The sequence below is a fragment of the Saccharopolyspora sp. genome (assembly GCF_017434145.1).
Classification (GTDB): domain Bacteria; phylum Actinomycetota; class Actinomycetes; order Mycobacteriales; family Pseudonocardiaceae; genus Saccharopolyspora_C; species Saccharopolyspora_C galaxeae.
Genome location: NZ_JAFRFW010000619.1, coordinates 1 through 10717, shown reverse-complemented (window position 1 = coordinate 10717; position 10717 = coordinate 1). Strand labels below are relative to the sequence as shown.

The window sequence follows — 10717 nt, the reverse complement described above, 5'->3', positions numbered from 1 at the left end:
GTGCGTCATGCAGTCGCTAGCAGCGACGAACACGTGCTGGATTTCATGACCTCGACGAAGGCATCCGCCGTGTGCACGGCACGGCTGAGCGGGGCAACACCGGCCCGCGCACGGAGCAGCAGGATGCTGCGCGGGGTCGCGTGCGAACCCTCGCTTGGTGCAAGATCTCACCTCCCAGCCGTGGTCCGCGGCCGGTGCTCGCATGTTCCGGGAGGTGCTGCCCATGACCCAGCGGTGCAAGCTCGCGCTCGCGAACAGTCCGCTGGTCACCGGCGCGTTGCGGCAGCTCACGACCGCCACCGGCCTGCCCGTCGTGTTCGGCGGGCCCGTGGGCGGTGACCGCGCGTTGCTGATCGACCAGCTCGGCGGCACCCGGACCCGCTCCTTGCAGCACCTGCGCGTGGACACGGGTGCGGGGCTGGGTGGCAAAGCCGTCGCGCTGGAGCGCCCGTCGACCGTCGTCGACTACCTGCACGCGCGCGGGATCACGCACAAGTACGACCGCGCCGTCGAGCCCGAGCAGCTGCGGGCGATGCTCGCCATCCCGGTCCGCGTCGATGCCGCCACGCGCGCGGTGCTCTACGCGGCGACCCGGGAGCAGACCTCGCTCGGTGACCGCACGCTGCGGGCCGCCGCCGGGGTGGCCGCGCGGCTGGAGCGGGACATCGAGGTGGAGGAAGAGGTCCGCCGCCGCGTCGCGGCTCCGCAGCAGGTCGCGGGCTCGGGACGGGGCACGGCTGCGCGGCAGGTGCCCGGCGACTCCGATGACCTGCACGCCGAACTGCTCGACATCGCGGGCCGGACCAGCGACGAGGATTCCCGCAACCGCCTGCTGGAACTGTGCGATCGATGGCGCGGGCAGCACGCCGAGCCCGGCGTCGAGCTGACACCGCGCGAGGTCGACGTGCTGCGCTGCGTCGCCGACGGCCACACCAACGACGAAGCCGCGGCGCACCTGGAGCTGCTGCCCAACACGGTCAAGTCCTACCTCAAGCACGCGATGCGCAAGCTCGGCGTCACCAACCGCATCCAGGCCGTGAACCGGGCGCGGTCGGCCGGCCTGCTGTGACGCACACCCCCGTTGTGGGGTGGTACCGGAACCGGTCCCGGAGCACGATGCGCGCGTCGGGCAGAGCAGCCCGTGCTGACGAAGGGGCCAACATGTTCTACGACCTCGGCATCCGCGATTTCCTGGACCGCGCGGAGACGGTGTACCCGGACCGGGTCGCAGTGGTCGACGAACCCGACCAGCCCGCGCACTCGTGGGGATCGCTGACCTACCGCGAACTCGCCCGCCGGGCCAGGGCGCAGGCGGCGAACTTGGACGCGCTGGAGGTCCCCGCCGGTGGCCGCGTCGCGATCGTCTCGCACAACGCCGCCCGGCTGCTGACGTCGTTCTTCGGGGTCTCCGGCTGGGGCCGGGTGCTGGTGCCGGTGAACTTCCGGCTGGCCGCCGCCGAGGTGCAGTACATCGTGGAGCACTCCGGGGCGGAAGTGCTGCTGGTCGATCCCGAGCTCAGGCCGCTGCTGGAGGAGGTCACCGCGAAGCACGTGTTCGTGCTCGGCGAGGACGACGAGCACGTGTTCGGCGGTGATCGCCGGCCGCTTCCGTGGGCGGGCGACGAGAACGCGACCGCGACGCTGAACTACACCTCCGGCACCACCGCACGACCCAAGGGCGTGCAGCTGACCCACCGCAACCTTTGGCTCAACGCCACCGTTTTCGGCCTGCACACCACATTGGACGACAACGACGTGCTGCTGCACACGCTGCCGATGTTCCACGCCAACGGCTGGGGGATGCCCTACGCCGTCACCGGTCTCGGCGGGCAGCACGTGGTGCTGCGCAAGGTCGACGGGCACGAGATCCTGCGCCGCATCGAGCAGCACGGCGTGACGATCATGTGCGCGGCTCCCGCCGTCGTTTCCGCGGCGCTCGACGCCGCGCAGAGCTGGGACGGCGAGGTGCCCGGGCGCGACAGGGTGCGGATCGTGGTCGCCGGTGCGCCGCCGCCGACGCGCACCATCGAGCGGATCCGCGCCGAGCTGGGCTGGGAGTTCATCCAGATCTACGGGCTCACCGAGACCTCTCCCCTGCTGACGGTCAATCGGATGCGCAGCGAGTGGGCCGAGCTGACGCCGAACGAGCAGGCCGCGCGGCTCGGCCGCGCCGGGACTCCGGCGCTGGGCGTGCGGGTCGGCATCGACTCCGAAGGCGAGGTGCTGACCCAATCGAACACGAACCTCGACGGCTACTGGGAGAACCCGGAGGAAACCGCCAGGGTGCAGGCCGGGGGCTGGTTCCACACCGGCGACGGCGGGACGTTCACCGAGGGCTACCTCACCATTTCCGACCGGAAGAAGGACGTGATCATCTCCGGTGGCGAGAACGTGTCGTCCATCGAGGTCGAGGACGCGCTGAACTCGCATCCGGGCGTCCGCGAAGCGGCGGTGATCGGGATCCCGGACGAGAAGTGGGGCGAGCTGGTCACCGCGCTGGTGGTGCGCTCGGCGGACACGGCGGACGCGGCCACGGCCGAGGAGCTCATCGCGCACTCCCGAAAGCACCTCGCCGGGTACAAGTGCCCGAAGCGGGTCGACTTCCTCGGCGAGCTGCCGCGCACGGCGACCGGCAAGGTGCAGAAGTTCAAGCTGCGCGAACCGTTCTGGCGCGACGCGGACCGGCAGATCAACTGATCCGGCCCGGGCGGCGGGAGCCCGGGCGGCCGGGCGCGGGAGAGCGGTGCCCGGCACGCCCGGTCGCTCGGCGGAAACCCGACCGCTCGGCGGGAACCGGTCAGCTGCCGGACCAGCGCGGTCGCCGCTTCTCGGCGAACGCCCGCGGGCCCTCCGCGGCGTCCTGCGAGGACAGCATCCGCTGGTAGCCCGGCAGTCCGCGCATCCGGGCGAAACCGGCCTCGACCCCGCAGTCCTCGGTGGCCGCGGTGATCTCCGCAACGGCGGCCACCGCCAGCGGAGCCGACGCCGCGACCCGCTCGCCCCACGCGCGCGCCTCGTCGAGCAGCTCGGAAGCCGGGACCGCGCGGTTCACCAGGCCCCAGTGCTCGGCTTCCCGGGCGCCCATCCGCCGCCCGGTCAGCAACATGTCCATGGCCACCGGCCGCGGCAGCCGCCGGGGCAGCCGCAACACCCCGCCGGAATCCGGCACGATTCCCAAGCCCGTCTCCGGCAGCGCGAATTCCGCGTGCTCCGCGGCGACGATCAGGTCGGCCGCCAGCGCCAGTTCGAAACCGCCGCCCACCGCGAGGCCGTTCACCGCCGCGATCACCGGTTTGCCGACGTCGAAGAACTCGGTGAGCCCGGCGAATCCGCCCGGCCCGTGATCCGCGTCCACCGCTTCCCCGCCCGCGGCGGCCTTCAGGTCCCAGCCGGCCGAGAAGAACCGGTCCCCGCCGCCAGTGATCACCGCGGCGCGCAGCTCGTCGTCGCGCCGAAGCCGGTCGAACGCGGCGTGCAGCTCGCGGCTGGTGGTCACGTCGATCGCGTTGGCCTTGGGCCGGTCCAGGGTCACCACCAGCACGGGGCCGGTCACGGCCACCCGGACCGGCGGTTCGTCGGTCTTTCCGCTCATCGCGCACCTTCCGTCGCGGTTCCGCCCAGCCTGACCAGCGCGTCCGCCGCCACCGCGCCACGGCCTGCGGGCAGCACCAGCAGGGGGTTGACGTCCATTTCCAGCAGCCGGTCGGCCTGCTCAGCGGCGAACCGGGCGATCGCGGCGACGGCCGAGACGACCGCGGGCACGTCGGCCGCCGGTGCGCCCCGGAATCCCGCCAGCAGCGGCCACACCCGCAGCGACCGCAGCGCGGTCTCGATGCGCTGCTCGGTCACCGGCGTCAGCAGCGTGACCGAGTCGCGCAGCACCTCCACCAGCACGCCACCGGTGCCGATGGTCAGCACCTGGCCGAACCAGCGGTCCTGGTGCACTCCGACGATCAGTTCCGCCACCGCATCCGGCACCACGCGCTCGATCAGGAACGTCCCGGACAGCTGCGCCATGTCGCGCACCGCCCCGACGACCTGCTCGCGCTCGCGCAACCCGAGCCGGACGCCGCCGGCTTCGCTCTTGTGCGCCAGGGTCGGCGAAAGCGCCTTCGCGACCACCGGAAATCCGAGTTCCGCGGCGGCATCCCCGGCTGCTTCCGGGGAGTCGACGACCCGGCCCGCCGGGATGGAGAGGCCGTGCTCCGCGAGCGCTCGCTTGCCCGAACGCTCGTCCAGCTGTCGCTGCGGTTCGTCCGGCGGAGGATTACCGGGCTGCAACGGCGCGACATCACCTGTCGACTCGTGCGCCTTCCGCAGTGCCCCGGCCGCGGTGATCGCCGTGACGGCGGCGCGCAGGCCCTGCATCGGTGCGATGCCCTCGGTGAGCAACCGCCGGCCCAATGGCTCCGGAATCCCTTCCGGTAATGAGCTGACCACGCAGGTGACGGCGGGAACCGCGCGGTGCGCCGCGATCAGAGCGTCCACAGTGGTCTCCCACTGCTCCGGTTCGCACCGGTCCTGCCGCGGAATGTCCAGCAACAGCAGGTGCGCGTCGTATCCGCCGCCGAGGAATGCGGTGAAGCACTCGGTCTGCTCCTCGGACCGGCCCCAGATGTAGGCGTTGTAGTCGAGCGGGTTGCGCACCGACACCCGGGAACCGAGCACTTCGCGCAGCCGCTGCGCCGATTCCTCCGGCAGCGGCGGCATTTCCGCCCCGCCCGACTCGGCCAGGTCCGCCGCCAACGCGGCCTCGCCGCCGGAACAGCTCGCCGAAGCGATCCGCACACCCGGCAACGTGCCGTGCACGTGCAGGAATTTCAGGGTTTCCACGAGTTCGCCCGGATCGCGCACGCGTGCCATCCCGTAGTGCTCGAAGAAGGCGTCGCAGAGCACGTCCGGCCCGGCCAGCGAACCGGTGTGGCTCAGCGCCGCGGCCGCACCGAGCTCGGAACCGCCGGTTTTGAGCACCACGATCGGAATTCCGCGCCGCGCGGCCGCGCACGCGGCCCGGGAGAGCCCGGCAGCGTCCGAGATGTCCTCCAGGTGCAGCCCTATCGCGGTGATCCGCGGATCGTCCAATGCGGACTCGATCAGCTCGGCCACACCGATCACCGCGCTGTTGCCCACGGTGATCAGTTGCGCGATCGGCAGCGACCGCCGGTGCATGGAGATGTTCTGCGCGATGTTGCCGCTCTGGGTGATCAGCGCGACGCCGTCCTGCACCTGGGCTCCACCGTGCTGGTCCGGCCACATCGCCACGCCGTCCAAGTAGTTCAGCACGCCGATGCAGTTCGGTCCGATGACCGGCATTTCCCCTGCTGCGGCGACGAATTCGCGCTGCAGCCGGGCACCGTCCGCGTCGTGTTCGCCGAATCCGGCGGCATGGCACACGGCGCCACCCGCTCCCAGCTCGGCGAGTTCGCCGAGCAGCGACACCGTGATTTCCGGCCGCACGGCGAGGAAAGCCGCATCCGGTGCCGCGGGCAACGCTGCGATGTCCGGGTAGGACGGTATGCCTTCGATGCTGGTTCTCGTCGGGTGCACCGGCCAGATCCGCCCGGTGTAACCGACCCGGCGGCACTGCCGGACGCACTCGGCGGCCGCTTGCCCACCGAAGACCGCAAGGTGCCGCGGCGCCAGCAGCCGCCGCAGGTCCCGCCGCCCCATCACGACCCCAGCGGGCGCAGCATGGAACGCGAAATGATGTGCCGCTGGATCTCGCTGGTGCCGTCCCAGATCCGCTCCACCCGGGCGTCCCGCCAGAAGCGCTCGATGGGCAGCTCGTCCATCAGCCCCATGCCGCCGAAGATCTGCACCGCCCGATCGGTGATCCGGGCCAGCGCCTCGCTCGCGTACAGCTTCGCCATCGCAGCATCGCGGTCGCTCATCCCGCCGTTGTCGAGGTTCGCCGCGGCGCGCAGCGTCAACAGCTCGGCCGCGTCCAGCTCCGTCGCCATGTCGGCGAGCTGGAAGCCCACCCCCTGCTTGCGCCCGATCGGCTCGCCGAACTGGTTGCGCTGCGCCGCCCACTCGGTGGCCAGCTCCAGCACCCGCCTGCCGCGTCCGACGCTCGTCGCCGCGACGCTCAGCCTGCTGGCGCCGAGCCACTCGTTCATCAGCTCGAAGCCACGCCCCTCGGCGCCGAGCCGCTGCGCCACGGGTACCCGGCAGTCCACGAAGGACAGTTCGCACTGGTGGTACCCGCGGTGCGACACGCACGAAGACCCGCGCCGCACTTCGACTCCAGGCGCGTCCAGATCTACCAGGAAAGCGGTGATCAGGTTGCGGCCGGGACGCTCGACTCCGGTTGCGGCGAACAGGATCACGAAATCCGCGGCGTCGGCGTGGCTGATGAAGTGCTTGGTGCCGTCGATGACGTAGTCGTCCCCGTCGCGCACCGCCTTGGTGGACATGGACCGCACGTCGGAACCGGCGCCGGGCTCGGTCATCGCCAGGCAGTCGTGGCGCTGCCCACGGATCGCGGGCAGCAGGTAGCGCTCGCGCTGCTCGCCTTCGCAAGCCTCCAAGATGTTGCTCGGGCGGGCGACCAGCGACTGCAACGCGTAGCTGGTCTTGCCGAGCTCGCGCTCGACCAGCGTCATGCTCACCGCGTCCAAGCCTGCGCCGCCCAGCTCCTCCGGCATGTTCGCGGCGTACAGACCGGCCTGCAAGGCTCGGTCGCGGATCCGCTCGGCCACCCCGTCCGGCACTCGGTCCAGGCGCTCCACCTGCTCCTCGTAGGGCTCCAACTCCGCGGCGGTGAACGAACGCACCGTGTCCACGATCATTCGTTGCTCGTCGGTGAGGCCGAAGTCCACGGCTACTCCTTAATCGTCCAGGGGATGCCGGATCAGTCCGGGGATTGCGGGTTCTTCCGGGGAATCCCGATCGGCCTTCCGGCGAGTTCGGGAACGGCGAGCGCCTGGTGCGCGCGGTGCACCGCGGCGAGGTGCTGCTGCAGGAACTCCGGCATGGCCCGGGATCGCCCGAGCGTCGCGTCCACATGCACCAGCAGCTGCTCCGCGGTCGCCAGCAGGGCGCCGTCGCCGCCGTGGCGCATCTCGTGGAACAGGTGCACGCGCTTGGCGTCGTGGTCGAGCAGCTGCACCGACAGCGCCAGCGGCTCGCCCTCGGCGACCTCTCGCAGGTTGTGCAGGTGGGATTGCACCGTGTACAGCGAGCGGCCCTGCTCCCGGTACTGCTCGTCGATGCCGATGTAGCGGAAGAAGGCATCCGAGTGATCACCGAACACGAGCAGGTAGCAGGACTCGCTCATGTGGCCGTTGTAGTCGACCCACCGCGGGCTGACCGGGGTCTCGTGCAGCCGCAGCGGAGCGGGGATCTCCGCATCGTCGTCCCACGGGCGGTGTCCCGTGCCTTCGTACGGGGTCACCACCCGTTGTCGGTGTTCGGTCATGCTCGCTCCGCATCGCGCGCCACTCGCGGTCGCTTCGGTTCCGGATCAGCCTTCAAGCTAGCGAAGCATTGCGATAATCGCAATAGCTGGTCGTCCGTTGCGATCCACCGACCGCTCGATCGCGCCCACCCGGACGCGATGTTCGAACTTTTCCGCACCGTTACTTGACCGCGTTGCACACTTCGGCGAAGGTGTCCACTCGTCCGAATGACTGACGTATCAACCGGATCGCAACGGTTGATCATGGTGCGTGCGCGCCGGACGACCGTCCGGGGCGCGGACCGGCGAAGGGTGGAGGTGCTTCCGTCATCGACGTGCCGAACACGAAAGTGCGGCTGGATAAACGGGTTTTCGGGTTCTCCCTGCTGCTGACCGCGGTGATCGTGGTTCCGGTCGCGGTTGCCCCGGAACGCGGCAAAGCGGCCCTGGACGGGGTGCTGGGCCTGCTCACCGGGCAGTTCGGTTGGTTGTACCTGTGGTTTGCCGCGGCGGTCGCCGCGATGCTGATCTGGCTGGCGGCCGGCCGCTACGGCCGGGTCACCTTCGGCGACCCCGGCGACAGGCCGGAGTTCTCCACGCTGAGCTGGATCTCGATGATCTTCACCGCGGGCATCGGCGGCGGGATCATGTACTGGGGCGTGATCGAGTGGGCGTACTACTACAACGAGCCGCCGATGGGCATGGCCCCGCGCAGCACCGAAGCCGCCGAGTGGTCGGCCGCTTACCCGATGTTCCACTGGGGCATCACCGCGTGGGCGCTGTTCTGCCTCCCGGCGCTGGCCCTCGCTTACGCCTACCACGTGCGCAAGCAGCGCACGTTGCGGTTGTCCGACGCGTGCCGCGGGGTGATCGGCGACCGGGCCGACGGCTGGCTCGGCGGGCTCATCGACGTGCTGTTCATCTTCGGGCTGGTCGGCGCGGCCGGAACCTCGCTCGGGCTCGAAGTCCCGATCGTCTCCGACGCGATCAGCTCGATCACGCCGCTGCGGCCGGGGCCGCTGCTCGACGTCGGGGTGATCGTGCTGTGGACCGCCATGTTCGGGGCGAGCGTTTTCCTCGGGCTGCGCAAGGGGCTCAAGCGGCTGGCCGACTTCAACGTGTGGCTCGCGGGCGCGCTCGGCGCGTTCATCCTGATCGCCGGACCGACCGTGTTCCTGATCGACACGTTCACCAACAGCATCGGGCTGATGGTGCAGAACGTGCTGCGGATGAGCTTCTACACCGACCCGGTCGGCGGGTCCGGGTTCGAGGAGCAGTGGACGATCTTCTACTGGGGCTGGTGGATCTCCTACGCCCCGTTCGTCGGGCTGTTCACCGCGAAGATCTCCAAGGGCCGCACCGTCCGCGGGATGATCGGCGCCATGTGCCTGGCAGGCAGCGCGGGCTGCTGGCTCGCGTTCGCGCTGCTGGGCAACACCGGGCTGTACTACCAGATCAAGAACCTGGTTCCGGTCGCCGACCTGGTCGCGCAGCAGGGCGACACCGCCGGGATCATGGCCACCCTCCGGCAGTTGCCGCTCGGCGACCTCGTGCTCGGGGTGTTCGTGCTGCTGCTGGTGGTCTTCCTGGCCACGACGCTGGACTCCGCGGCTTACACGATGGCCACGGTCGCCTCGAAGGAACTGCCCAGGGACGCGGATCCGGCGCGCTGGCACCGGGTTTTCTGGGCCGTGGTGCTGGCGGTGGTCTCGATCGTGCTGATGTACGCGGGCGGGCTGGACACGTTGCAGACGCTGTCGGTCATCACCGCGTTCCCGCTGATCTTCGTGCTGGGCACGGTGATGCTGTCGTTCTACCGATGGCTCAGCACCGATCAGCAGGTGCGCGAACAGCTCAGCCGCACGACCTCGACCGCGGACGATTCCGCGCCCTCGAACGGGGATTCGCCGGAAGTCCCGGCGTCCGCCGCACCCGTCGCGGCGCAGTCGGAAAGCGGTGCACCGCAGGCAGGAACCTGACCTCGCGGGGTTTTCCGCGGGCGGCCGGCGTCCATTCCGGACTCAACTCCGAATGCGCCGGCCGCCGGCTCACCCTTAGCTCGCCAGGGCGTGGCCGATCAGGACGTGGCAGCTGATCGGGCCGCGTCGAGCCTGCGCTTGATCTCGGCGAAGTGCTTGCCCATCGCCGACGAAAGCCGCACCACCCGAGGCATCGCCGGGACCATCCCGGACACCGGCGCGGCTGCCCGGTTTCCGGGGGCCGGAGCGGTTCCGGCCGAATCAGCTCGCTTCGGCGAACCCGCCCGGCTCGCCCGCGGCCTCCGGACGCGACCCGGCGGGCAGCCGCCGCCGCTCCTGGGCGGTGGTGCCGCCGAAGACACCGAAGTCGAGGCCGTTCTCCACGGCGTGGTTCAAGCATTCGGCGCGCACCGGGCAGCGAGCGCACACCGACTTGGCGCGGCGCACCTGCTCGGCACCGGGCCCCATTTCGGAGATCGGGAAGAACAGTTCCGGATCCTCGTCCAGGCAAGCGGCCCGGTCCCGCCAATCCATCTGCGCCATCGTCATCGCACCTCCTTCCAGAGCTGGCTCGCGCATTCGGCGCCCCGCGGTGAACCCGCTCGGCGGGTCGGCGGAACGCGGAGCGCGTGGAATCCGCAGTGCCAACGCGTCGCGGCCCGATCGATGTTCCTGATTGGATCGTGGTTCCCGTCATAACCGCGCGTGACGCGCGGAATCGCGATCAGGACTTCTGCGGCCCCCAAGCCGCCACGAGCACTTGCACGCACACCAGCGCCACCACCGGCGAGAGCAGCAGCCACGGCGCGGTGGAGAGGTGTTCGACCGACTCGGCGATCATCGCTCCCCACTCGGGATTCGGCGGCGGCGGTCCCAGTCCCAGGAAGCCGAGCGCGGCAACGGTGTTGACCATCGCGGGCAGCCGCACACCGGCCAGCGCGCCGGTCGCGGGAGCCAGGAACGGCAGCATCGACCCCCGCCAGATCCGCACCCGGCCCGCCCCGAGCGCCCGGTGCGCGAGCACCCAGTTGCGGGTGCGCAACTCGGCGACCAACGCGTCGGCCTGGCGGGCGAACGGCAGCCATCCCACCGCGATCAGCGCGAGCAGCAGCGCCGCGGTGCTCGGCCCGGCGACCAGCACGGTCACCAACGCGACGATCAACGGCGGCACCGCTACGGCCACGTCGACCAACGAGCGCACCAGCAGCGCCGCGCGACCCGCGCTCCACCCGGTGGCGATGCCGATGAGCACGCCGAGCAGCGCCGAGACCACCAGCGCGACACCCGCCGTCGCGAGCGTGCTCACCGCGCCGTGCGCGAGCCGCGCCAGCACGTCCCG

General features: G+C 70.7%; 9 protein-coding genes. 3 read left to right on the top strand and 6 right to left on the bottom strand.

The genetic code is table 11. From position 1 onward, the window contains the following. Positions 1–223 precede the first annotated feature (223 nt). Positions 224–1069 (top strand): helix-turn-helix transcriptional regulator, encoded by an 846-nt coding sequence (locus IJH84_RS17050; RefSeq protein ID WP_295146159.1) that lies wholly within the window; start codon positions 224–226, stop codon positions 1067–1069. Positions 1070–1161: 92 nt separating this feature from the next. Next, positions 1162–2697, top strand: coding sequence for an AMP-binding protein (locus IJH84_RS17045; RefSeq protein WP_295146156.1), 1536 nt, complete (start codon positions 1162–1164; stop codon positions 2695–2697). A 100-nt stretch (positions 2698–2797) separates the two neighbouring features. Here the strand turns inward: IJH84_RS17045 and IJH84_RS17040 are convergent, their stop codons facing one another. From IJH84_RS17040 to IJH84_RS17025, 4 genes are read right to left on the bottom strand one after another with little or no spacing between them, the layout of a single operon-like run. Then, positions 2798–3592, bottom strand: coding sequence for an enoyl-CoA hydratase-related protein (locus tag IJH84_RS17040; protein WP_295146153.1), 795 nt, complete (start codon positions 3590–3592; stop codon positions 2798–2800). Continuing rightward, positions 3589–5670: an acetate--CoA ligase family protein gene (locus tag IJH84_RS17035; protein WP_295146151.1), complete on the bottom strand. Its 2082-nt coding sequence runs from the start codon at positions 5668–5670 to the stop codon at positions 3589–3591. The genes IJH84_RS17040 and IJH84_RS17035 overlap by 4 nt, the downstream gene beginning before the upstream one ends. Continuing rightward, positions 5670–6821: an acyl-CoA dehydrogenase family protein gene (locus IJH84_RS17030; RefSeq protein WP_200070486.1), complete on the bottom strand. Its 1152-nt coding sequence runs from the start codon at positions 6819–6821 to the stop codon at positions 5670–5672. Before IJH84_RS17030 ends, IJH84_RS17035 begins: the two co-directional genes overlap by 1 nt. 32 nt (positions 6822–6853) lie before the next feature. Continuing rightward, positions 6854–7420 (bottom strand): thioesterase family protein, encoded by a 567-nt coding sequence (locus IJH84_RS17025; RefSeq protein WP_200070487.1) that lies wholly within the window; start codon positions 7418–7420, stop codon positions 6854–6856. Between the two features lie 314 nt (positions 7421–7734). Here IJH84_RS17025 and IJH84_RS17020 point away from each other — a divergent pair, with 314 nt between their 5' ends. Further along, the gene (locus IJH84_RS17020; protein WP_295146147.1) at positions 7735–9378 is read left to right on the top strand and encodes a BCCT family transporter; all 1644 of its coding nucleotides are present in this window, start codon (positions 7735–7737) and stop codon (positions 9376–9378) included. A 261-nt stretch (positions 9379–9639) separates the two neighbouring features. Here IJH84_RS17020 and IJH84_RS17015 read toward each other — a convergent pair whose 3' ends face one another. Next, the gene (locus IJH84_RS17015) at positions 9640–9921 is read right to left on the bottom strand and encodes a WhiB family transcriptional regulator (protein WP_295146161.1); all 282 of its coding nucleotides are present in this window, start codon (positions 9919–9921) and stop codon (positions 9640–9642) included. A 181-nt stretch (positions 9922–10102) separates the two neighbouring features. Beyond that, positions 10103–10717, bottom strand: a 615-nt coding sequence (locus IJH84_RS17010; protein WP_295146143.1) for an ABC transporter permease, incomplete at its 5' end; no start/stop codon positions are given.